Consider the following 23695-nt stretch of genomic DNA (forward strand, 5'->3'; position numbering starts at 1 on the left):
CTTCCGAGTCGGCGCGCGCTCAGCGCGCGGTGCGGGGGTCGTCGTCGGAAGAGGTGTCGTCCGCCTGGGTCAGCACGCCGCGGACGTTCTCGAGGTACGCGGCCACCGCCTCGCGCTCGATCCTAATCCGGTCGAGGCGCTCCTCCGCGTCGGCGACGGCCTCGCGGGCGCGGCGCTCCGCGTCCGCCACGGTCTCGCGGGCGCGGCGCTCGGCGTCGGCGATGGCGGCGCGTGCGTCGTGGTCGGCGTCCTCCCGCACCTTGCGCGCGGAGTCGCGGCTCTCGACCGCGAGCGCCTCCGCCTCCTCGCGCGTGGAGGCGAGCAGCGCCGTCACCTCCTGCAGCCGTGCCTCCGCCTCCCCGAGGTAGGCGGCGGTGCGTTCGGCGGCCTCGCGCTGGCGTTCGGCCGCGTCGCGGGCGTCGTGGTCGCGGCGGGCGGTGATCTCGGCGTCGAGGTCGAGGTGGCCCTGCTCGATCTCGCGGCTGAGCATGAGGCGCGCCTGGTCGGCCTCGGCGTGGATCTCGCGCCGGGTCTCGGCCGTCTCCCGCTCGAGGCGGAGGCGCTCGGCCTCCCGACGGTCGGCCTCCAGGGCCTCTGCCTCGGCGATCTCCCGCTCGAGCGCCGCCCGGGCGGTGACGGCCTCGAGCTCGAGCTGCGCGCGCGTCGCACGGGTCTCGCGCTCCAGGCTCTCGGTGCCCTGGGCGATGTCGCGCGCGAGGTCGGTGCGGGCCTCGTCGACGTCGCGGGCGAGGTCCCCCCGCGCGGTCGCCAGCTCCAGCTCGAGCGCCTCGCGCGTCTCGGCGATCTCACGTTCGAGGGAGGCGCGGGTCTCCTCGACGTCGCGGTCGAAGGCCGTGCGCTCGGCGTGGATCCGACGGTCGAAGTCGTCGCGCGACGCCTGCAGCTCGCGGTCCCAGTCGGTGCGGGCCTGCTCGATCTCGCGGTCGAGGTCGGCGCGGGTCTGCTCGTCGAGCTGGGCGAGGGCGATGCGGCGGCTCTCCTCGTCGAGCCGCAGGCGCTCCTCCGTCTCCCGCACGTCGCGGTCGAGCTCGGCGCGCTCCTCCGCGACGGACTCGTCGTGCCGGGCCCGCGCGTCGGCGAGCTCGCGCTCGAGGGCGCCGCGGGCGAGGACCGTGTCGCGGGCGAGGTCGGCGGCGTCGCGGCGGGCCTCGTCGGTCTCGCGATCGACCCGCGCGCGCAGCTCGGCGACCTCGCGGGCCGCCTCGGCGCGCTGGGAGTCGGTGTCCCGCTCCGCGGTGGCGCGGAGGTCAGCCACCTCGGTGCGCGTCCGGAGGAGGAGGGCCGCGGCCTCGCGCTCGGCGTCGCTGCGCAGGCCCTCGGCGCGATCGTCGGCGCGCTCGTGCAGGTCGTCCGCCTCCCGCCGGGCGGCGTCGAGGATCTGCGCGGCCTCTGCCCGCGCGGAGTCGACGAGGTGGCGGGCGGTCGCCTCGGCCTCGGCGCGCTGCGCGTCCGTCTCCTCCTGCGTGGCCCGACGGAGCCGGGCCGCGTCGGCGTCCGCCTGCGCGACCAGTCGCGTCGACTGCTCCTCCGCGACGCGCAGTGTGGCCTCGAGCCGGCTGCCGAGACCGGCGAACGTGGGGCTGCCGACCTCATCCAGCTCGTCGCGCAGCTCCTGCTCGCTGCGGCGGAGGCGCTCGGCCTCGGCGCGCAGCTCCGCGCCCTGCTGGTTCGAGCGGATGAGCTCGCGGCGCAGGTCGGCGACGGCCCGGTCGACCTCGTCGCGGTTGTAGCCGCGCATGGCGGGGCTGAACGGCGTGTCGTCGTGGGGCACGGGGGACTCCTTCGCGGGCGGCTCGCGGACGCCGGGCGGGGCGCAGCAGGAGCCGATCCTACCGAGTCGGGGGCCGGCGACCCGGTCCGTCTCCCGTCGCCGGCGGCGCCGGGGGCAGGGGCTCCCAGGGTCGTCCGGTATCCTTCGATGTCGTCGTCCGCCGCCGGTCCGCCTGCAGCACGGCGGAGCGTCGCGAGAGCACCCGTGCTCGTCGGCCGCCGCGGTCGTCATCCGATCGCTGCTCACGCGGCCGCCGCCCGCGACGACACGAGAGGAGACACCCGTGCGATTCGTCCTGGCGATCGCGACCTTCGTGGTCGCGGCCCTCATGATCGGGCTGGGGATCGCCCAGCACACGTTCCTGGCGGGACCCGACCGCATCACCGCGGCCACGTCCTCCGCCGACGGGGCCGCGTACACGGTCGTCGACGGGAAGACGCTCAACGCGCACCCCGGCCTGCAGGACACGGTCGTCCGCGGCGACGGCGAGGTCTTCGCGGCCTACGGCCCCTCGGCGGACGTCGAGGCCTGGGTCGGGACCAGCCCCTACACGCGCGTCACGATGGACGAGCAGGGTGCGCTGACGAGCCAGGTCGTGCAGCCCGACGCGACCACCACGACCCCCACGCCGTCCCCGAGCCCCGGCGCGGCGGCATCGGGCGCCGACGCGTCGGGCACCGCGGCCCCGGCGACGCCGACGGTGACCGACCCCCGCGGATCCGACCTCTGGCTCTCCGAGCAGACCGGCCAGGGCGAGGTGGCGCTCAGCACCCGGCTCCCGGACGACGTGAGCCTCATCCTCGCGACCGACGGCCAGGCCGCCGCGCCCGCCGACGTCGAGCTCTCCTGGCCCTCCGAGGGCGAGTCGCCCTGGGTCGTCCCGCTCGTGGTGGGCGGGATCGTGCTCCTCGTCGTCGGCCTCGTCCTGTACCTCCTCGCGCTCCGCCACCTGCGCCGCAGCCGCGGACCGCGCCGCAACCTGCCCCCGCGCGGCGGCCCGCGCATCCCGCGCATCGGACCGGCCGCGCGTCGCGCCGCCCTCACCGCCGGCACCGGGACGGCGCCCGTCGCAGCCCGCGGCCGCGGTCGTCGCAGCCGCATCGCGCTTCCCGTCCTGGTCGTCACCGGTCTCGCGCTGAGCGGCTGCACCGCGCAGGGCGCGCCGGCCGACCTCGCCGCGGGCGCGGGATCCACCGCGACGCCCACCCCGACGTCCTCGCTCGACGCCGCGCGGCAGGCGGAGGACGCGGATCCGCCCGTCGTCACCGCGGACCAGGCCGCGCGCATCGTGTCCCGCGTGTCCGAGGTCGCGACCGCGGCGGACCAGTCGCTGGACGCCGCCACCCTGACGCCCCGGTTCGCCGGCCCGGCGCTCCAGGAGCGCACCTCGGACTACCAGGTGCGGAAGGCCAAGCCCGACATCGCCGCCCTCCCCGCGATCCCCGCGGGCGACCTCCAACTGACGCTCCCGCAGGCGACGCTGACCTGGCCGCGCACCGTCGCGGCGGTCGTCAAGGACCCCGACACGGAGGACGCGCCCACGCTCTCCCTCACGCTCGTGCAGGACAGCCCGCGCGACAACTACCGCGTCCGCTACGCCATGCCCATCTCCACCACTGCGGCGCTGCCGGACGTGGCGCCGGCCGCCATCGGCGCGGCGCGGCTCGCGGCGGACGTCAAGCTCCTCGCGGTGCAGCCGGATCAGCTCTCCGCGGCCTACGCGGACGTGCTCAACAACGGCGACGCGAGCCAGTACGCCGACCTCTTCGACCCGACCGACGACGGCGTGCGGGCGCAGGACGCGAAGCGCAAGGCGGACTTCCCCACCTCCATCGGCGAGACGGGCACGGTCGAGTTCCAGGCCACCGCCGACTCCGCCACCCCCGTCGCCATGTCGACGGTCGAGTCGGGGGCGCTCGTGAGCGTCACGGTCCAGCTCGGCATCGTGGCGAAGCCGACGGCCGAGGGCGCCAAGGTCAACGCCAACCCGGAGGTCCAGGCGATCACCGGGCTCACCGACTCGGCGAAGGGCTTCGACACCGTCCGCACGGCGCAGATGCTCATGTACGTGCCGCCCGTGAACTCGGGCGAGAAGATCCGCCTCTACGCCTCCAGCACCCACATCACCTCGGCCAAGGAGCTCCCATGACGAACGTGCCCCCCTCCGCCGCCAGCCTCCGCGGCGCGGTCGACCTCTCCTCGCTCGTGAACCGGGCGCAGGCGCCTGCCGCTCCCGCGGGCGGTCCGGCTCCTGCCGGCGCGCCCGCGGGCCCCGGAGCGCCCGGAGCGCCCGCCGACGCGGCGGCAGCCCCGCAGACGGTCGACGTCCCCGGCCTCGTGCTCGCGGCCGACGACGCGTCGTTCACGCAGTTCCTCGACATCTCGTCCGTGGTGCCCGTCATCGTCGAGCTGGTGTCGACGGGGCTCGCCTCGAGCCGTGAGCTGTCGCCCGTGCTCGAGCGCGTGGTCACCGAGCAGGGCGGCCGCGTGCTGCTCGTGCGCATCGACGTGGACCAGAGCCCGCAGCTGGGCCAGGCCTTCCAGGCCCAGACGGTCCCCACCGTCGCGGCGCTCGTCGGCGGCCGTCCCGTCGGCCTGTTCGCCGGCGTGATCCCGGAGGACCAGGTGCGCGACGTGCTCCAGCAGGTGCTGGAGCTGGCGCAGCAGAACGGCGTGACCGGCCGGGCCGTCGCCCCCGCGGGATCCGCGGAGCCCGCGGCCCCGGTCGAGGAGCCGCTGCCGCCGCACCACGCGGAGGCCTACGCCTTCATCGAGCAGGGCGACTACGCGTCGGCCGCCGCCGAGTACCGCACCGCCATCGCGCAGAACCCGCGCGACGCCCTCGCGGTCGCCGGGCTCGCGCAGGTCAGCCTCCTGCACCGTCTCGACGGGAAGGCGGCGGACGAGATCCGCAGCGCGGCCGCATCGGCCCCCGACGACGTCGACGCGCAGCTGCTCGTCGCGGACCTGGACCTCTCCGGCGGGCACGTCGAGGACGCGTTCACGCGCCTGCTCGAGCTGTTCCCGTCCGCGGACGCCGAGGGACGCGAGGCCATCCGGCAGCGTCTGCTCGAGCACTTCGAGGTCGTCGGCCTCGAGGACCCGCGCGTCGGCGTCGCCCGACGCCGGCTCACGCGCCTGCTCTACTGACGCGCGTCCCGCCCGCACGACGACGGCGCCGCATCCCGGGGGATGCGGCGCCGTCGCCGTGTGCGCGGTCGGATCAGACCGTGGGCACCCGCGGGGTGCCGTCGTGCGAGGCGGGGTCGTCGTCCGTGGCGGACAGCGCCTCGACGGGCGGCTGCGCGTCGGGCGACTGCGGGAGGACGGGCGCTGCGGCCGCGTCGGCGAACGGCGTGCCGTCGGCGCGCGACTCGTCGGCATCGGGGGCCGCATGCGCGGGAGCCTCGACGGGGCGCAGATCCGCCGGATCCTGCCGGAGGCGCAGCCAGAGGCCGGCGAGCGGCGGCAGCGTCAGCTCCGCCGACGCCGGGCGGCCGTGCCAGCCCTCGTCGCCCGCGTGCACGGCGCCGAGGTTGCCGACCCCGGATCCGCCGAACTGCTCGGCGTCCGTGTTGAGGATCTCCTCCCACACGCCCGCCTGCGGCAGCCCCAGGCGGTAGCCCTGGAGGGGCGCGCCGGAGAAGTTGTGCACGACGGCGACCTGGTTGCCCTCGCGGTCGCGGCGGAGGAACGCGAGCACGTTGCGTCCGGCGTCGCCCGCGTCGATCCACTCGAAGCCGGCCGGGTCGTTGTCGAGCGCCCACATCGCCGGTGTGTCGACGTAGGTGCGGTTGAGCGACCCGACGAGGTCGAACAGGGCGCGGTGCACGGGCTGGTCGAGGATCCACCAGTCGAGCCCGCGCTCCTCGCTCCACTCGGACGGCTGCCCGAACTCCTGGCCCATGAACAGCAGCTGCTTGCCCGGGTGCGACCACATGAAGCTGAGGTACGCGCGCACGTTGGCGAGCTTCTGCCAATGGTCGCCCGGCATCTTGCCGACGAGCGAGCCCTTCCCGTGCACGACCTCGTCGTGGCTGATGGGGAGGAGGAAGTTCTCCGTGTGCGCGTAGACCATCGAGAACGTGATCTGGCCGTGGTGGTACGAGCGGTACATCGGGTCCTCGGCCGCGTAGTCGAGGGTGTCGTGCATCCAGCCCATGTTCCACTTGAGCCCGAAGCCGAGGCCGCCGTCGCTCGTGGGGCGCGTCACGCCGGGGAAGCTCGTGGACTCCTCCGCGATCATCACGATGCCGGGGTGGGTGCGGTACGCGGTGGCGTTGACCTCCTGCAGGAAGCTGATCGCCTCGAGGTTCTCGCGGCCGCCGTGCACGTTGGGGAGCCACTGGCCCTCCTCGCGCGAGTAGTCGAGGTACAGCATCGAGGCCACGGCGTCGACGCGCAGGCCGTCGATGTGGAACTCCTCGAACCAGTACAGCGCGTTGGCGACGAGGAAGTTCCGCACCTGCGACTGGCCGAAGTCGAAGACCAGGGTGCCCCAGTCCTGCTGCTCGCCGCGGCGCGGATCCGTGTGCTCGTAGAGCGGCTGGCCGTCGAACTGCGCGAGCGCGAACGCGTCCTTCGGGAAGTGGGCCGGGACCCAGTCGACGATGACGCCGATGCCGGCCTGGTGCAGCGCGTCGATCAGGAACTTGAGGTCGTCCGGGGACCCGAAGCGCGAGGTGGGCGCGAAGTAGCCGGAGACCTGGTAGCCCCAGGAGCCGCCGAACGGGTGCTCCGCGAGCGGCAGGAACTCGACGTGCGTGTAGGCGAGCTCCTGCAGGTAGGCGACGAGCTCGCCGGCGACCTCGCGGTAGCCGAGGCCGGGGCGCCAGGATCCGAGGTGCATCTCGTACACGCTCATGGGGGAGTCGTGCGGATCGCGCGCGGCGCGCTCCTCCAGCCAGGCGGCGTCGTCCCACTGGTAGTCGCTCGTCTCGACGCGCGAGGCGGTGGCGGGCGGGACCTCGGTCATGCGGGCCATCGGGTCGGCCTTCTCGATCCACTGGCCGGCCTGCGTGAGGATCTCGTACTTGTACGAGACGCCGGGATCGACGCCCGGCACGAAGAGCTCCCAGACGCCGTTGCCGTCGAGGCGGCGCATCGCGTGCTGCACGCCGTCCCAGCCGTTGAACCCGCCGATGACGCGGACGGCCCGGGCGTGCGGCGCCCACACGGAGAACGAGACGCCCCAGTAGGTGCGGGCGACGCCCCAGTGCTCGCGGTGATGGGCGCCGAGGACGTCCCAGAGCCGCTCGTGGCGGCCCTCGCCGAACAGGTAGAGGTCGAGGTCGCCCACGGTGGGGAGGAAGCGGTACGGGTCGTCGCTCGTCCAGGTGCCGCCGTCGGAGTAGCGCGCCTCGACCTGGTAGTCCTGGAGGCCGAGCACGTGCGCGCCCTGCCAGACGCCGTGGCCCACGTGCGCGAGCGCGACGCGGGCGCCCGTGGCGAGGACCACCGAGACCGCCTCGGCGAGCGGACGCAGGGCCCGGACGACGACGAGGTCGTCGCCGACGCCGTCGATGGCGACGGGGTGCTGGCCGAGGACCGAGTGCGGTCCGGAGTGGGCGCCATCGGCGACGGCGCGCAGGTCGTGGTCCGCCACCTCGGGGAGGCGGATGGGGTCGGCGGCGGACGCGGGTGCGTCCTCCGCGGCACCGTCATCGGCCGCGGGCACGGGGACGTCGGCGCCGCGCTCCACGTCCGCGTCGGCGGCCGGGGGCACGACGACGTCGGCGCCGGGCAGCTCGTCCTGGGGGTCGTGCGCGGGGGTGGTGTCGGTCATGTCCGTCATCCCTTCGATGCGGTCGGGTGGACCCGGAACACGTGCACGGGGTGCGTGAACGCGTCGAGCCGGACGAAGTTGGAGGTCGACCACGTGTAGACGTCGCCCGTGAGGAGGTCCTCGACGTCGAAGACGGCGTCCTCGGCGAGTCCCCAGCGGGTCGGGTCGAGGTGGACCTGGGTCTCGCGCGCGGAGTGCGGGTCGACGTTGGCGACCACGAGGATCGTGTCGGCCTCGCCCGTGCCGGTGTGCTCGGCCGCGAGGTGCTTGGAGTAGACGAGGATCGAGTCGTCGTCGCTCCAGTGCACGTCGAGGTTCCGCAGCTGGCGGAGCGCGGGGTGCTGGCGGCGGATCTCGTTGAGGCGCGTGATCTCCGGCGCGATGGAACCGCCGAGCTCCTCCTGGCGTTGCCAGTCGCGCGGCTTGTACTCGTACTTCTCGTTGTCGATGTTCTCCTCGGCGCCGGGGCGCGCGACGTTCTCGATCAGCTCGTAGCCCGAGTAGATGCCCCACGACGGCGACGCGGTCGCGGCGATGGCCGCGCGGATCCGGTACGCGGCCCGCCCGCCGAACTGCAGGTAGGGCGTGAGGATGTCGTGCGTGTTCGCGAAGAAGTTCGGGCGCAGGTAGTCGCTCGTCTCGTGGCTGACCTCGGTGAGGTACTCCTCGAGCTCCTCCTTCGTGTTGCGCCAGGTGAAGTACGTGTACGACTGCTGGAAGCCGATCTTGGCGAGCGTGCGCATCATCGCGGGGCGCGTGAACGCCTCGCTGAGGAAGATCGCGTCGGGCTCGTCGCGCATCACCTGGTGGATGAGGCGCTCCCAGAACACGAGCGGCTTGGTGTGCGGGTTGTCGACGCGGAAGATCTTGACGCCGAGGCCGAGCCACACGCGCATGACGCGGAGCATCTCGCGGTAGCTGCCCTCGGGGTCGTTGTCGAAGTTCAGCGGGTAGATGTCCTGGTACTTCTTCGGCGGGTTCTCGGCGTACGCGATCGAGCCGTCGGGGAGCGTCGTGAAGAGCTCCGGGTGGGTCGTGACCCACGGGTGGTCGGGCGAGGCCTGGAGCGCGATGTCGATCGCCAGCTCCATGCCGTGGTCGGCGACCGCCTGGACGAACGCGCGGAAGTCCTCGGCCGTGCCGAGCTCCGGGTGGATGGAGTCGTGCCCGCCGTCCTCGGAGCCGATGCCGTAGGGCGACCCCGGGTCGTGCGGACCCGCGGTGAGCGTGTTGTTGGGGCCCTTGCGGTTGGTGCGGCCGATGGGGTGCACCGGCGGGATGTAGACGACGTCGAAGCCCATGTCGCGGATCGCGGGGAGGCGCTCGGCGGCCGTGGCGAAGGTGCCGCTCGTCCAGGAGCCGTCCTCGTGCTCCACCGCGCCCTCGGAGCGCGGGAAGAACTCGTACCAGGATCCGACGGCGGCGCGCTCGCGCTCCACGACGATGGTGCGCTCGGGGGAGAGCGTGACCAGGCTGCGGAGGGGGACGCGGTCGATCGCGGCCAGGACCTCGGGGGTCGTGGCGGCGGCGAGGCGGGCCTGGGCCGTGACGTCGGTGTCCGCGATGCCGGCGAGGGCGTCGCGGAGCGCGCCGCGGTCGGCGGGGGCGCGGTCGTCGTCGGCGGCCGCGCGCTCGAGCGCCTCCGCGCCGAGGGCCAGCATCACGTCGACGTCGAGCCCGGCGGGCACCTTGATCTCGGCGTTGTGCAGCCACGTGCCGAAGTCGTCGGACCACGCGCTGACCCGCCACGTCCAGACACCCTGCGTCGCGAGCTGGGCGGTCGTGATCCAGCGGTCGAGGCCGGGCTTCGTGGCATCCAGGGACATGCGGTGCTCGGTGACGGCGCCGGACGGATCGGTGAGCAGCACGTCGGCGCCGATGAGGTCGTGGCCCTCGCGGAAGATCGTCGCGCCGAAGGGCACCACGTCGTGGACGAAGCTCTTGGCGGGCCAGAGGTCGTCCTCGATCTGCGGGGTGAGCGACAGGATCGGGATGCGGCCGATGACGGGGACGTAGTCGTCGTCGAGGGTGGGCCCGGCGGCGGGGGCCCGGTCGGCGGGCGTCGGTTCGAGCGGCAGGTCGGATCGCGCAGGCCCGGCGTCGGGCGTCGGCTCGGCGGCCGGCGCGGCGTGGCGCGGCGCGGACGGCGCGGGAGCGACGGGCTCCGGCGCGGGCGCCGGGGCGTGCACGGGCTCCGGATCGGCGGGGACCGGCGGGGTCGCGGGCTCCGCGGGGATCACGCGCGGCTGCGGCTCCGGGGTCGCGGGGGCCGCCTGGGCGGGTGCCTCCGGGATCAGCGGGGGTCGGGGCTCAGGGGGCCTCTGGGCGTCCTGGAGCTTCTGGGCCTTGGCGGCCTTGCGGGCGGCACGGCCGCGCACCGGGCGGGGGAGGGGATCGGGTCCGTCCTGGGGTGTGGTCACTGTTCGACCGTAGCCCGTGCGCCGTCCGGCTGTCGCTCGCCGCGGCGGTGGCGCGCGCCGTGCGGATCCCCGACGCCCGCGCGTCACCGGCCGTGCGCCCCGCGTCCACGGCTCCTCCACGCCCGGCCGGGACCCTGGTGCGCACCACCCCGCGCCCCTAGGCTCGGGGCCACCCGCGCGGGTCCGCCCGCCGCCGTCCGGTCCGAGGGAGTCCCGTGAAGGCCATCCGCAGATTCACCGTCCGTGCCGTCCTCCCGGAGGAGCTGTCCGCGCTGGACGAGCTCGCCGGGAACCTCCGATGGTCGTGGTACGAGCCGACCCGCCGCGTCTTCGCGCACGTCAGCCCGGAGCTCTGGGAGGGCATGGGCCACGATCCGGTGGCGCTTCTCGGCGCGGTCGACCAGGAGCGACTCCGCGAGCTCGCGGCCGACGGGGGCTTCGTCGCGTGGGCGGAGGAGCAGCGGCAGGACCTCCGCACGTACTGCCACGAGCCCCGCTGGTACCAGTCGCTCGGCGATGACGTGCCCGAGTCCATCGGCTACTTCTCGCCCGAGTTCGGGATCGCCGCCGCGCTGCCGCAGTACTCCGGCGGACTCGGGATCCTGGCGGGCGACCACCTCAAGAGCGCCTCCGACCTCGGGGTGCCGCTCGTGGGCGTCGGCCTCTTCTACCGCTCCGGCTACTTCCGCCAGGGGATCTCCTCCGACGGCTGGCAGCAGGAGACCTACCCCGTGTTCGACCCGGACGGCCTGCCGCTCCAGGTGCTGCGCGACGGGGACGGCGCGCCCGTCCACGTGTCCCTCGCGCTGCCCGAGGACCGCACGCTGCACGCGCGGATCTGGGTGGCCCGGGTCGGCCGCATCCCGCTGCTCCTCCTCGACACCGACGTGCCCGAGAACGACGACGACCTCCGCCGTGTCACCGACCGGCTCTACGGCGGCGGCGGCGAGCACCGGCTCCACCAGGAGCTGCTGCTCGGCATCGGCGGAGTGCGCGCCATCGCGGCGCACGCGCGCGTCACGGGCGCACCCGTCCCGCGCGTCTTCCACACCAATGAGGGCCACGCCGGCTTCCTCGGCGTGGAGCGGATCTCGACCCTCATGGCCGACGGGCTCGACGTCGACGAGGCGCTCCAGGTGGTGCGCGCGGGCACGGTCTTCACGACGCACACACCTGTGCCCGCGGGCATCGACCGGTTCGACGTGGACCTGGTGCGGCGGCACGTCACGGAGCGCCTGCTGCCGGGCGTCCCGCCGGAGCGCGTGCTCGGGCTCGGCGCGGAGTCCCACGACGGCGGATCGCCGGACGTGTTCAACATGGCGCTCATGGGCCTCCGCCTCGCGCAGCGCGCCAACGGGGTGTCCCAGCTGCACGGCGAGGTGAGCCGGGGCATGTTCGCGGGGCTCTGGCCGGGCTTCGACACCGATGAGGTGCCGATCACGAGCGTGACGAACGGCGTGCACGCGCCGACGTGGACGGATCCGATGCTCATGTCGCTCGCGCGGGAGCGCCTCGGCACCTGGGACACCACGGCGGCCGACTGGTCGTCGCCCGCCGTGACCGACGGCGACCTCTGGGATGTGCGCGGCCGGATGCGCCGCCAGCTCGTGGAGGATGCCCGTCGTCGCGTCGTGCGTGCCTGGCGCGAGCAGAACCCGGGCGCCGTCGAGCCCGCCTGGCTCGAGGACGTGCTCGACCCCGAGGTCCTCACGATCGGCTTCGCCCGGCGCGTCCCCACCTACAAGCGCCTCACGCTCATGCTCCACGACCGGGAGCGCCTCCGCCGGATCCTCACCGACCCCGACCGGCCCGTGCAGATCGTGGTCGCGGGGAAGTCCCACCCGGCGGACGACGAGGGCAAGCGCCTCATCCAGGAGCTGGTGCGCTTCGCGGCCGAGCCGGGGATCCGCGGGCGGCTCGTGTTCCTCCCCGACTACGACATCGGCATGGCGCAGCTGCTCTACCCGGGCACCGACGTGTGGCTCAACAACCCGCTCCGGCCGCTCGAGGCGTGCGGCACGTCGGGCATGAAGGCGGCGCTCAACGGCGCGCTCAACCTGTCGATCCTCGACGGCTGGTGGAACGAGTACTTCGACGGCGGCAACGGGTGGGCGATCCCGTCGGCCGACCGCGCGCACGACGGCGCCGAGCGCGACGCGATGGAGGCGACCGCGCTCTACGACCTCATCGAGAACCGCATCGCGCCGCGCTTCTACGAGCGGGACGCGGACGGCGTGCCCGTCGGCTGGGTGCACGACATCCGGCACACGCTCCGGACGCTGTCGCCCGAGCTGAGCGCCGACCGGATGGTGCGGCAGTACGTCGAGCGGCTGTACGTGCCCGCGGGCCGCGCGCAGGCCGTCGTCGCGGCGGACGGGGCGGCGCGGGCCCGCGAGCTGGCCGCCTGGCGGGCGCGCGTCGCCGCCGCGTGGCCGTCCGTGCAGGTCGCGCACGTCGAGTCGGAGGGCGTCGAGCACCAGGCGCAGGTCGGCGACGAGCTGCGGGTGCGCGCGTGGGTGGCGCTCGGCGGCCTCGGCGCGGAGGACGTGACGGTCGAGGTCGTGCACGGGTCGACGGGCGAGGGCGACGTGCTCACGGACGTCGTGCGGCAGGCGCTCGAGCCGGTCGGCGGATCCGGCGGGCAGCAGGAGTACGCGGGCGCCGTGCGTCTCGCGAGCGCGGGACCGTTCGGCTACACCGTGCGCGTGGTGCCGCGGCACGAGCTGCTGGCGTCGAGCGCGGAGCCGGGTCTGGTCGCGGTCGCGAGCTGACGCGGCCGGGCGGCGTCCCCGGGCGCCGCGTCAGGCGGGCGTGGCGGAGAGCTTCGCGGCGAGCACCTCGGCGAAGCGCGCGTAGCCGCGGTCGTTCGGGTGGTTGTCCGGGCCCATCCAGCCGTACGGGTCGGAGGCGCCCTCGCCGACCATGCGCGGGATGTACGCGCCGATCTCGAACACGTCGGCGAGCGGATCCGCGGACGCCGCGTCGCGGAGCGCGCCGATGTAGTCCGCCCAGGTCGTGCCGCGGATCGGCAGCGTCGTGCGCTCGTACGGCGGGGTGAAGAGGATGGGCGCCTCGCTCGTGGTGCGGATCAGCTCGATGAGCACGGCCGCGTCCGAGCGCACCTGCTCGGGCGTGCGGACGACCACGTCGTTGATGAGGTGCTCGGGCATCCAGAGGTCGAGCTCGAAGCGGGGGGCCGAGCGGATCCACGTGCTCACGCCGTCGGGCCGCGCCCTCTCCGACAGCTGCCAGAGCTGCGAGCCGGAGTTGCCGCCCTCGATGACGTGGATCCCGCGGGTCTCGTCGCCGTCGAAGAGCCAGGCGCCCTCGAGCTCGGGCTTCCCGCCGGCCCACGCCACCGTGATCGCGTGCTCGGCGGACTCGAGCGGCGGGCTCGTCCAGGTGAGGGAGCCGCCGACGTCCGCGCGCACGGTCTCGGGCGCGCCGTCGTCGACCTGCACGGTGATGGCCGCGTCGAGCCCGGGCGCCCACCAGCACACGCGCGCCGACGTCATGCGGGCCGTGTACGTGCCGGGACCCGCGGCCTCGGTGAGCGCGACGACGCGGCGCCCCCAGCCGTGCCTGCCACCCGCGGCGGGCGTCCCGGCGAACGCGAAGCCCTGGTCGGCGGGCACGGTGATCTGGTGCCGTGACGCGATGTAGTCGAGGCCGCCGCGCGCGCCCGACGGGTACGCGCCGCGCAGCCGGTCGCGGAGCTGGGCGGGGTAGGCGTGCTGCAGCGTGGTGGCGCCCTGGCCCTCGGTGATGCTGTCGCCGAGCACGCCGATCGTGAGGCGCCGCTCCCGCACCCCGTCCCGCAGGGCGTAGAAGCCCGCGAGCGCGTCGTCGGGGGCGTAGGTCATCGGGTCGATCGGCGGGCCGCCGGACGCGGTGACGGCGGGCGCGGGCGGATCCCCGGGATCCGTCGTCGGGGTCGCGGTGGCACCCGCGGTCGGCGGGGCGGGGCGCGGCGTCGTGGTGCAGCCGGCGACGGCGGCCACGGCCGACAGCGCGGCCAGGCCGCCGCCCGCGACGAGGGCGCGACGGGTGAGGGTCCGGCGCCGGCCGGTCGGACGGTCGGCGGCAGGCAGATCGGGGGAGCGGCCGCCGGGCGGGGCGGGGGACTCGTCGGTCATGGGCGGCATCCTCGTCGTTCGGGGCGCGACGGTGCGCGGCGGATCGTGCGGGTGCCTCCAGGAGAGCACACGAGCGCCGCGTGGCGCGAACCCGTCGCGGCCCCCGTCCGGGTCGGGACGCGGCATCCGCATCCGCCGCGCGACGGGCGGGACGCGCTCAGCGGGCCAGGTAGATCCGCAGCGCCGGCCCGTCGACCTCGACCCGGTCGCCCGGCGCGTCGTCGGCCGTCGAGACCTCGGGCCGCTCCCACTCGCTCGACCAGAGCAGGCGCCAGCGCGTCACCCCGTCGTGCTCCGGCAGCGTCACCTCCGCGCGGGACTCCTGGCCGTGGACCACGACGAGCACCGTGTTCGGATCCTCCGTCTCGGGGGTGGAGGTCGTGATCCACTGCAGCGTGCGCGTGCCCGTCGACTCCCAGGCCGCCTCCGTCATGGGCGCGCCGTCGGCGTCGCGCCAGGCGAGGACGGAGGCGCTCGGCACGTGCGCGTCGGGCTCCGCGTACCGCACGGGCCGGAGCGCCGGGTTCTCCCGCCGGATGCGGAGGAGGTGGCGCGTGGTCGCCTCCAGGTCCATCCGCCACGCGTCCTCGTCCCAGCGCATCCACGTCGCCGCGTTGTCGAGGCAGTAGCCGTTGTTGTTGCCGCGCTGCGTGCGGCCGCGCTCGTCGCCCATCGTGATCATGGGGATCCCCGCGGAGACGAGCAGCGTGCCGAGCAGGTTGCGCGAGGTGCGGCGGCGGGCCGCGAGGATCGCCGCGTCGCGCGTCGGGCCCTCGACGCCGTGGTTCCAGGAGCGGTTGGCATCCGTGCCGTCGCGGTTCGACTCGCCGTTGCCGCTGTTGTGCTTGCGGTCGTAGGAGGTGAGGTCCGCGAGCGTGAAGCCGTCGTGCGCGGTGACGAAGGAGACGGAGGCGAGCGGGCCGCGGTCGGCGGCGAAGGTGCCCGAGGATCCCGCGAGGCAGGACGCGAGCGCGCCCACGCCGTTCGGGGCGCGTCCGGAACGCCGGGCTTCGGCCACGTCGGTGAGCCAGAAGTCGCGCACGACGTCCCGGTAGCCGTCGTTCCACTCGCTCCAGCCGGATCCGAACCCGCCCGTGCGCCAGCCGCCCATGCCCACGTCCCACGGCTCGGCGATCATGAGCAGCCCCTGGAGCGCCTCGTCCTCCACGATGGCGCGCAGCAGCGGGTGCTCCGGGTCGAAGTCGACGCGCTCGTCGCGGCCGAGCGTGACGGCGAGGTCGAAGCGGAAGCCGTCGACGCCCATCACGTCGGACCAGTGCTCGAGCGAGTCGAGCACGAGGCGCTGCGCGTCGGGCCGGGACAGGTCGACCGTGTTGCCGCAGCCCGTCACGTCGATGGGGGTGCCGTCCGGCGTGTGCCGGTAGTACCGCGCGCCGTCGAGGCCGCGCAGGCTCGTGATCGGCCCGTCGGCGCCCTCCTCCGCGGTGTGGTTGTAGACGACGTCGAGAACGACCTGGATCCCCGCCGCGTGCAGCGCGTCGACCATCGCGCGGAACTCGGCAGCCACGGCGTCCGCGCCCGCGTCGCGCGACCGGCGCGTGGCGTAGGGCGCGTGCGGCGCCAGGTACGCGAGCGTGTTGTAGCCCCAGTGGTTGATGCGGCCCTGCGCGCGCAGCCGCTCCTCGCTCGTGGACGCGTGCACCGGCAGCAGCTCGACCGTCGTGATCCCGAGGTCCACCAGGCGCTCGACCGTGGTCGGGTGCCCGAGCCCCGCGTACGTGCCGCGCAGCTCCTCCGGCAGCCGCTCGTCGGTCTTCGTGAAGCCGCGCACGTGCAGCTCGTAGACGACCTGGCGGTCGCGCGGCACGACGGGGCGCGCGGCGCGGCGGGCGGCGCGCTCCTCGGCGGGCACCTCGCGCGTGGCGACCGAGCGCCAGGCGGCGGGCCCCACCTGCACCAGGCCGCGCGCGTAGGGGTCCAGCAGGTGCCGCGTCGGGTCGAAGGCGTCCCCGGGCGCCGGGTGGCCGTCGACGCGCACGGAGTACGCGGTGCCGGGGACGAGCCGGGCGCTCGATCCCGTCCAGACGCCGCCGTCGCCCCGTTCCATCGCGACGACCTCGACCACCCGGCGCGGGTCGTCGACGTCCGAGACGGTGAGCTCCACGGCGGATGCGCCGTGGCTCACGACGCGCAGCGTGCCGCCCTGGTCGTGGAGCGTCAGCCCCAGGGGCACGGGCGGTCCGGGGCGCGGCATGCGACCTAGGGTAGGGGCATGACGGTCTACCTCGACCACGCGGCGACGACCCCGATGCGGCCCGAGGCGATCGCGGCGCTCGCCGGGGCGCTCACGCTCGTGGGGAACCCGTCCTCCATCCACTCGCACGGCCAGGAGGCCCGGCGTGTGCTCGAGGAGGCGCGCGAGGCCATCGCGCGGGCGCTCGACGCGGATCCCGTCGAGGTGATCCTCACGTCCGGCGGCACCGAGTCGGTGAACCTCGGGATCAAGGGGCTGCACGGCGCGCGCGTCGCCTCCGATCCCCGTCGCACGCGGATCCTCGTGCCCGACGGCGAGCACCACGCGACGGTCGACACGGTCGAGTGGCTCGAGCGCCGCGGCGCCGTCGTGGAGCGGCTCCCGATCGACGAGGTCGGGCGCATCCGGGTCGACGCGGTCGCCGCCGCGCTCGCCGCCGACCCCGGATCCGTCTCCCTCCTCACCTTCCTCGCCGCGAGCAACGAGGTCGGCACGATCCAGCCCGTGGAGGAGCTGGCGGCGCTCGCCGCGGCCCACGGCGTGCCCGTGCACGTCGACGCGGTCGCGGCGCTCGGGCACATGCCGGTGCCGTTCCGGCGCTGGCGCGGGGCGGGCGTCGCGGCCGTGAGCGTCTCGGCGCACAAGGTCGGCGGGCCCGTCGGCAGCGGAGCGCTCGTGCTCGCGCGGCAGGCGACGGTGGATCCGCAGATCCACGGCGGCGGCCAGCAGCGCCAGGTGCGCTCGGGCACGCAGGACGCCGCGTCCGCTGTCGCGTTCGGCACGGCCGTCACCCTCGCGGTCGCCGAGCTCGACGCCGAGGCGGTGCGCGTGGCACGCCTCCGAGACCGCCTGGTCGAGTCCGCTCTGCGCGACGTCCCCGGCGCGGTGCTGCGCGGCGACCCGGATCCCGCGGGCCGACTCCCCGGCAACGCGCACCTCACCTTCGCGGGCTGCCAGGGCGACTCGCTGCTCCTCCTGCTCGACATGGCCGGCGTCTCGGTGAGCACGGGATCCGCCTGCCAGGCCGGCGTGCCCGAGGTCTCCCACGTGCTCATCGGCATGGGCATCCCGGATGACGAGGCCCGCGGCGCGCTCCGCTTCACGCTCGGTCGCACCACCACCGACGCCGACGTCGACGCGCTCCTGGCGGCGCTGCCCGACGCCGTCGCACGCGCCTCCCGGGCGGGCCTCGCGGGCCGCGCGGCGCGTAGGCTCACGGGGTGAAGATCCTCGCAGCGATGAGTGGCGGAGTCGACTCCGCCGTGGCCGCCGCCCGCGCCGTGGAGGCCGGGCACGACGTGACGGGCGTGCACCTCGCGCTCAGCCGCATGCCGGGGACGCTGCGCACCGGATCCCGCGGCTGCTGCACCATCGAGGACTCGATGGACGCGCGCCGCACGGCCGACCTGCTCGGCATCCCGTTCTACGTGTGGGACTTCTCCGAGCGCTTCGCGGCGGACGTCGTCGACGACTTCGTCGCCGAGTACCAGGCCGGCCGCACCCCGAACCCCTGCATGCGCTGCAACGAGCGGATCAAGTTCGCCGCGCTCCTCGAGAAGGCGCTCGACCTCGGCTTCGACGCCGTCTGCACGGGCCACTACGCCGACGTCATCCCGGGGCCCGACGGCGAGCCCGAGCTGCACCGCGCCGCCGCGTGGGCCAAGGACCAGTCGTACGTGCTGGGTGTGCTCACGGCCGAGCAGATCGCCCACTCGTACTTCCCGCTCGGATCCACGCCCTCCAAGGCCGAGGTGCGCGCCGAGGCCCAGGCGCGCGGGATCCAGGTCGCGCAGAAGCCCGACAGCCACGACATCTGCTTCATCCCCGACGGCGACACGCGCGGCTGGCTCGCGGACCGCGTGGGCGCCGAGCCGGGGGACATCCTCGACGGCCAGGGGAACGCGATCGGCACCCACCAGGGCGCGGCGGCCTTCACGGTGGGGCAGCGCAAGGGGCTCGCGATCGGCACGCCGGCGCCCGACGGCCGGCCGCGGTTCGTGCTGGAGATCCGGCCCAAGGACAACACCGTGGTCGTCGGCCCGCAGGAGGCGCTCGCGATCCGCGAGATCGCCGGATCCTCCTTCACGTGGGCCGGCACCCCGCCCACGCGGCCCGACCAGCCGTTCGACTGCGACGTGCAGATCCGCGCGCACGCCGACCCCGTCCCCGCGCGGGCGTCGGTGTCGGAGGTCGATGGCAGCATGCAGCTCGTGATCACCCCCCGAGACCCCCTGCACGGCGTCGCCCCCGGTCAGACCGCCGTCGTCTACGCCGGCACGCGCGTGCTCGGCCAGGTCACCATCGACCGCACCGTGAGCGCCGTGGCCGACGCCCGGCCGCCGATGCGCGACGCCGCCCTCGTCGGCGCGGCCGCGGGGGAGTGACGCGCGCATGAGCGACACCGACACCGACACCGCCTCGCCCGCTGCGGACGACGCCGTCCCCGCGACGACCCCCGCCGACCTCGAGGCGGCGTCCGCCCGCGTCGAGGCGCTCCGCACCGAGATCGAGCGCCACCGCGACGAGTACTACGGGGCGGACGCGAGCACCCTCAGCGACGCCGAGTACGACGCGCTCGTGCACGAGCTCGAGGCGCTCGAGGAGGCCCACCCCACGCTCCGCAGCCAGGACAGCCCCACGCAGACCGTCGGCGGCCGCGCGGAGACCACGCTGTTCGCGCCCGTCACGCACGCCGAGCGCATGCTCAGCCTCGACAACGTGTTCAGCGAGGAGGAGCTCGCCGAGTGGGCGGCGAAGGTCGAGCGCGACGCCGGGAGCGGCCGGGTCCGGTACCTCAGCGAGCTCAAGATCGACGGTCTGGCCATCAACCTCCGCTACGAGCACGGCGTGCTCGTCACGGCGGCCACGCGCGGCGACGGCGTCGTCGGCGAGGACGTCACGCAGAACGTGCTCACCATGGGCACGGTCCCGGAGCGCCTCGCGGGCACCGGGCATCCTCCGCTCGTCGAGGTGCGCGGCGAGATCTTCTTCCCCGTCGCCGAGTTCGACGAGCTCAACGCGCGGCAGCTGGAGGTGGGGGAGCGCGTCTTCGCGAACCCGCGCAACGCCGCAGCCGGATCCCTGCGGCAGAAGGAGGAGGGCAAGAGCGCCGCGCGCCTCGAGCTCATGCACGCGCGCATCCGCCGCCTCCGCATGCTCGTGCACGGCATCGGCGCCTGGCCCGTGCGCGAGCTGGAGCGCGACGCGCGCGTGTCCGCGCAGTCCGACGTCTACGGGCTGCTGGCCGGATGGGGCCTGCCCATCTCCACGCACTTCCGGGTGTTCGACGACATCGCCGAGGTCGCCGGGTTCGTGCGGCGGCACGGCGCCCACCGCGCGGAGGTCGAGCACCAGATCGACGGCATCGTCGTCAAGGTCGACGACCTCGGTCTCCACGAGGAGCTGGGCGCCACCAGCCGCGCGCCGCGATGGGCGACCGCATACAAGTACCCGCCCGAGGAGGTCAACACGACGCTCCTCGACATCGTCGTGAGCGTCGGCCGCACGGGTCGCGCGACGCCGTTCGCGGTCATGGAGAAGGTCGAGGTCGCCGGTTCCGAGGTGCGCCAGGCCACGCTGCACAACCAGCAGGTCGTCAAGGCCAAGGGCGTGCTCATCGGCGACACGGTCGTGCTGCGCAAGGCCGGCGACGTCATCCCCGAGGTGCTCGGCCCGGTCGTCGAGCTGCGGACGGGGAAGGAGCGCGAGTTCGTCATGCCCACGCTCTGCCCCGAGTGCCAGACGCCGCTCAAGCCCGCCAAGGAGGGCGACATCGACCTCCGCTGCCCGAACGCGCGCAGCTGCCCGGCGCAGGTGCGCGGTCGCGTCGAGCACGTGGCCTCGCGCGGCGCGCTCGACATCGAGGGCCTCGGCGAGGTCGCGGCCGCCGCGCTCACGCAGCCGCTCGAGCCGGAGGATCCGCCGCTCGAGACCGAGGCGGGCCTGTTCGAGCTCACGATGGCCGACCTCGTGCCCATCACGGTGGTCGTGCGCGACGCCGAGACCGGCATGGTCAAGGTCGACGAGAAGACCGGCGAGGCCAAGCGCGTCACGCCGTTCCGCCGCCGGCGTCAGAAGCGCGACGGCCCCTTCGATCCCGCCGCGCCCGTCGGCGATGAGGACTCCGTGCCGTCGAAGTCCGCCGAGGTGCTGCTCGAGAACCTCGAGAAGGCGAAGACGCAGGACCTGTGGCGCATCCTCGTGGCGCTCAGCATCCGGCACGTCGGCCCGGTCGCCGCGCGCGCGCTGGCCGGCTGGTTCGGCTCGCTCGACGCCATCCGCTCCGCGAGCCGCGAGGAGCTGGCGGCGGTCGACGGCGTGGGCGGCATCATCGCCGACGCGCTGCTCGACTGGTTCGAGGTCGACTGGCACCGCGAGATCGTCGACCGCTGGGAGAAGGCGGGCGTCGTCACGGCGGTCCCCGGCCACCCGGGTCCCGGCGCGGCGGCCGCGGCGGGCGGCGTGCTCGCCGGCCTCACGGTCGTGGCCACCGGATCGCTCGAGGGCTACACGCGCGAGGGCGCGCTCGAGGCGATCATGGCGGCGGGCGGCAAGGCCGGATCCAGCGTCAGCAAGAAGACGCACTACGTCGCGGCCGGTCCGGGCGCCGGCTCGAAGCTCGGCAAGGCGGAGGCGCTCGGCGTGCGGATCATCGACGCGGCGGAGTTCCGCCTGCTCGTCGAGCAGGGGCCCGACACGATCGCGCTGCCCGACCGGGATCCGGCTCAGGACGACTCGGCTCCGACGCCGGACGACGGACCGGCGGCGGCGTCGACGCCCACGCCGAAGCGCGCCCGGAAGCGGAAGACCCCGGCCGAGGCGGATCCCGCGACCGAGCCCGGCGCCGAGCCCGCGGATCCCCCGACCAGCACCTGATCGGGCCTCCCTGGGGCAGACGTGCGCCGATAGCATTGACGGACGCGTCGGCGCGGGGTGCGCCATCCACAGGCGTCTGACCTCCCACGCCGGATTCTGGGGGATCTCGAGCCGTGACGACTCGCTTCCGCGCGCTGTTGGCCGCCGCGGTCATCGCCTGGGCGCTGGTCGGGACGTTGGTCGCACCCGCGGCCGGGGCGGTGACGCGTCTGCCCGTGGTCCTCGCCGGGCCGGACGCGGCCGACCCCACCGCGGGTGCGCGCCTGCCGAGCCCCGCCCGGGTGGTCCAGCGGCTCCGCGCCGCGGACGTCTCCGACCGGACGCTCCGCGACACGTCCCCCGTCGCGCTCCTGGGCGCGCTGCCCGAGCTCGACGCGCCGGAGCTCCGGCGGCTCGCGCGCGCCGTGCCGGACACGATCCGGGAGCTGGTCCGCCGCCCGCCCTCCGTGTCCGGCGTCGCCGCCTGGTGGTCGGGCCTCGCGCCGGCCCAGCGTCGCGACCTCGCCGAGGGCGTGCCCGAGCTCGTGGGCAACCTGGAGGGCATCCCCGTGGTCGTGCGCGACGCCGCCAACCGCCGCCTCCTCGACCAGCGCGAGCGCGAGCTGCACGCCAGCGCGACGACGACCCCGGGGCGCGGTGCCCAGCAGGCGCTCGGCGCCGACCTGGACATGCTCGCCGAGGTGCGTCGCGCGCTGGATCCCGCGACGGGCGGCCCCGCGCGGACGCTGCTGACGCTCGACACGACCTGGCCGGGACGCGCGGGCGTGGTGATGGGCGACCTCGACACGGCGACCTACGTCACCATCGTGGTGCCCGGGATGTTCTACTCCGTGTCGGACCGCCTGGTCGACTGGACGGACGTCGCCGCCCGCCTCCAGCAGCAGCAGACGAGGCTGCTCGGCGAGGGCGAGGGCGAGGGCGAGGGCGAGGACGCCGACGCGGGCGCGGCTCCGGGCGCGAGGGCCGGCGGCGTCGCCACGATCGCCTGGATCGGCTATCGCACGCCCGACCTCCTGGGGATCGGCTCCCTCGACCTCGCGCGCGAGGGGGCGCAGTACCTCGAGGACGCGATCCAGGGCATCCAGGGCCTGCGCCGGGAGGACCCGCCGTACCTCACCGTGGTCGCGCACTCCTACGGGTCGACGGCGGCGCTGCTCGCGCTCTCGAGCGGTCGGGCGTGCGCCGACGCGCTGGCCGTGGTGGGATCCCCGGGCGGCGCCGTGCGCGACGCGGGGGAGCTCGACGTGCCGGCCGGCCGCGTGTTCGTGGGCGAGGCGCCGTGGGATCCGGTGGTCGGGTCGTCGTACTTCGGCTCCGACCCGGGCAGCGCGTCGTTCGGGGCCGAGCACTTCGGGGTCGCCGGGACGGGCGCGGCCTCGGGCGTCTCTGCCGACGGATCCCTCGCGGGCGTCGTCGGTCACAACAGCTACTTCGACCGCGGGACCGAGTCCTTCCGCAACCTCGCGCTCATCGGCATCGACCGACCGGCGGCCCGTGACGTCGTCTCGGACGCCAGCGGCCGGTAGCCGACGGGGTCGCCGAGCAGCGCGCGCGGCCGGACCCGGATGGGCCGGGCCCAGCTGGGCCGGACCGGGATCAGCCGCGGCTGCGCTCGGCGTACTCGAGCCGCACGTCGTCGGGGCCGGTGGCGACGAGGTGGCCGTCGTCGACCTCGAGCGACGACACCTGCGCGAGGTCCTGGAAGTAGCGCGCCTCGAGGCCGCCGTCCTCGCACGCGAGCGCGCCGGGGGCGAGCGCGCTGAGCATGCCGTCGCCGCGCGCGCCGATCCGACCCGAGTAGTCGTTGCAGGGGCCGCGCCCGCTGACCTCGCCGCCGCCGACCCGCATCGTGATGAGCGTGTCCCCGACGCCGAGGTCGCCCGCCGAGTCGGATCCCCGCACGAGATGCCAGTTGCCGCGCACGTCGCTGACGGGAGCGCACGCGGCCAGCGCGACGACGGCCAGCACCCCGACGGCGGCGACCGCGGCACCGCGGGGGCCTCCGGATCGGCGGCGGGCGGGGATCCGGGCTGCGGTGGGCATGGGGGTCACGCTAATAGAATCTCCCGGTACCCCCGCACACAGTCCTTTGGAGACGCATGCCCGACACCCGGCCCGAGCCCGCCGACGCGACCAGCGGGGACGAGATCCCCCTGGCGCCGACCCCCACGGAGCAGATCAGCCGGGAGCAGGTGGAGCACCTCGCCGGCCTCGCGCGCATCCGCCTGAGCACCGAGGAGATCGACACGCTCACGACCGAGCTCGGCCTCATCGTCGAGTCGGTCGCGAAGGTCACCGCGGTCGCGGGACCGGACGTCCCCGCCACGAGCCACCCGATCCCGCTGGTCAACGTCTACCGGCCCGACGTGCCGGGGGAGACGCTGACCACCGCCCAGGCGCTCGCCGGCGCACCCGAGCACGACGGATCCCGGTTCAAGGTGTCCGCGATCCTCGGCGAAGAGCAGTAGGAGC

General features: G+C 74.9%; 14 protein-coding genes. 8 read left to right on the plus strand and 6 right to left on the minus strand.

All coding sequences use genetic code 11. The features are described 5' to 3' along the window. Positions 1 to 19 precede the first annotated feature (19 nt). Complete coding sequence (locus ITJ40_RS06935) at positions 20 to 1792, minus strand: hypothetical protein (RefSeq protein ID WP_194666345.1); 1773 nt, start codon at positions 1790 to 1792, stop codon at positions 20 to 22. 283 nt (positions 1793 to 2075) lie between these two features. Here ITJ40_RS06935 and ITJ40_RS06940 point away from each other — a divergent pair, with 283 nt between their 5' ends. Together ITJ40_RS06940 and ITJ40_RS06945 are read left to right on the plus strand one after the other, a co-directional pair. Then, positions 2076 to 3941 carry a hypothetical protein gene (locus ITJ40_RS06940; RefSeq protein WP_194666346.1) on the plus strand — a complete coding sequence of 622 codons (1866 nt, stop codon included), beginning with the start codon at positions 2076 to 2078 and terminating at the stop codon, positions 3939 to 3941. Continuing rightward, positions 3938 to 4942, plus strand: coding sequence for a tetratricopeptide repeat protein (locus tag ITJ40_RS06945; protein WP_194666347.1), 1005 nt, complete (start codon positions 3938 to 3940; stop codon positions 4940 to 4942). The genes ITJ40_RS06940 and ITJ40_RS06945 overlap by 4 nt, the downstream gene beginning before the upstream one ends. Positions 4943 to 5015: 73 nt before the next feature. On the opposite strand, the gene glgB is transcribed toward ITJ40_RS06945, so the two are convergent. Both glgB and ITJ40_RS06955 read right to left on the minus strand, forming a co-directional pair. Further along, positions 5016 to 7586, minus strand: a complete 2571-nt coding sequence (gene glgB, locus ITJ40_RS06950; protein ID WP_194666348.1) for a 1,4-alpha-glucan branching protein GlgB — start codon at positions 7584 to 7586, stop codon at positions 5016 to 5018. Continuing rightward, entirely contained in the window at positions 7583 to 9766 is a 2184-nt protein-coding gene (locus tag ITJ40_RS06955) for an alpha-1,4-glucan--maltose-1-phosphate maltosyltransferase (RefSeq protein ID WP_370532031.1), read from the minus strand. Before ITJ40_RS06955 ends, glgB begins: the two co-directional genes overlap by 4 nt. A gap of 446 nt (positions 9767 to 10212) precedes the next feature. On the opposite strand from ITJ40_RS06955, the gene glgP reads away from it, so the two are divergent. Further along, positions 10213 to 12768, plus strand: coding sequence for an alpha-glucan family phosphorylase (gene glgP / locus ITJ40_RS06960; RefSeq protein ID WP_194666349.1), 2556 nt, complete (start codon positions 10213 to 10215; stop codon positions 12766 to 12768). Positions 12769 to 12798: 30 nt separating this feature from the next. Here glgP and ITJ40_RS06965 read toward each other — a convergent pair whose 3' ends face one another. Further along, positions 12799 to 14133, minus strand: a complete 1335-nt coding sequence (locus tag ITJ40_RS06965; protein ID WP_194666350.1) for an SGNH/GDSL hydrolase family protein — start codon at positions 14131 to 14133, stop codon at positions 12799 to 12801. Between the two features lie 157 nt (positions 14134 to 14290). Beyond that, complete coding sequence (locus tag ITJ40_RS06970; protein WP_228511852.1) at positions 14291 to 16348, minus strand: glycogen-debranching protein; 2058 nt, start codon at positions 16346 to 16348, stop codon at positions 14291 to 14293. A gap of 18 nt (positions 16349 to 16366) precedes the next feature. On the opposite strand from ITJ40_RS06970, the gene ITJ40_RS06975 reads away from it, so the two are divergent. The 4 genes from ITJ40_RS06975 (at position 16367) to ITJ40_RS06990 (ending at position 22749) form a co-directional block, all read left to right on the plus strand. Beyond that, the gene (locus ITJ40_RS06975; RefSeq protein ID WP_194666351.1) at positions 16367 to 17572 is read left to right on the plus strand and encodes a cysteine desulfurase family protein; all 1206 of its coding nucleotides are present in this window, start codon (positions 16367 to 16369) and stop codon (positions 17570 to 17572) included. Next, positions 17569 to 18732 (plus strand): tRNA 2-thiouridine(34) synthase MnmA, encoded by a 1164-nt coding sequence (mnmA, locus tag ITJ40_RS06980; RefSeq protein WP_194666352.1) that lies wholly within the window; start codon positions 17569 to 17571, stop codon positions 18730 to 18732. The genes ITJ40_RS06975 and mnmA overlap by 4 nt, the downstream gene beginning before the upstream one ends. Positions 18733 to 18739: 7 nt before the next feature. Next, positions 18740 to 21223, plus strand: a complete 2484-nt coding sequence (gene ligA / locus ITJ40_RS06985) for an NAD-dependent DNA ligase LigA (RefSeq protein ID WP_194666353.1) — start codon at positions 18740 to 18742, stop codon at positions 21221 to 21223. Positions 21224 to 21336: 113 nt separating this feature from the next. After that, complete coding sequence (locus ITJ40_RS06990) at positions 21337 to 22749, plus strand: alpha/beta hydrolase (protein WP_194666354.1); 1413 nt, start codon at positions 21337 to 21339, stop codon at positions 22747 to 22749. Between the two features lie 70 nt (positions 22750 to 22819). Here the strand turns inward: ITJ40_RS06990 and ITJ40_RS06995 are convergent, their stop codons facing one another. Further along, positions 22820 to 23266 carry an META domain-containing protein gene (locus tag ITJ40_RS06995; protein WP_228511854.1) on the minus strand — a complete coding sequence of 149 codons (447 nt, stop codon included), beginning with the start codon at positions 23264 to 23266 and terminating at the stop codon, positions 22820 to 22822. Between the two features lie 56 nt (positions 23267 to 23322). Between ITJ40_RS06995 and gatC the strand changes: the two genes are divergently transcribed. Then, a complete protein-coding gene (gatC, locus tag ITJ40_RS07000) occupies positions 23323 to 23691 on the plus strand; it encodes an Asp-tRNA(Asn)/Glu-tRNA(Gln) amidotransferase subunit GatC (RefSeq protein WP_194666356.1) in 369 nt (122 codons plus the stop codon). Positions 23692 to 23695 lie beyond the last annotated feature (4 nt).

The organism is Clavibacter sp. VKM Ac-2872 (assembly GCF_015351105.1).
GTDB lineage: Bacteria > Actinomycetota > Actinomycetes > Actinomycetales > Microbacteriaceae > Clavibacter.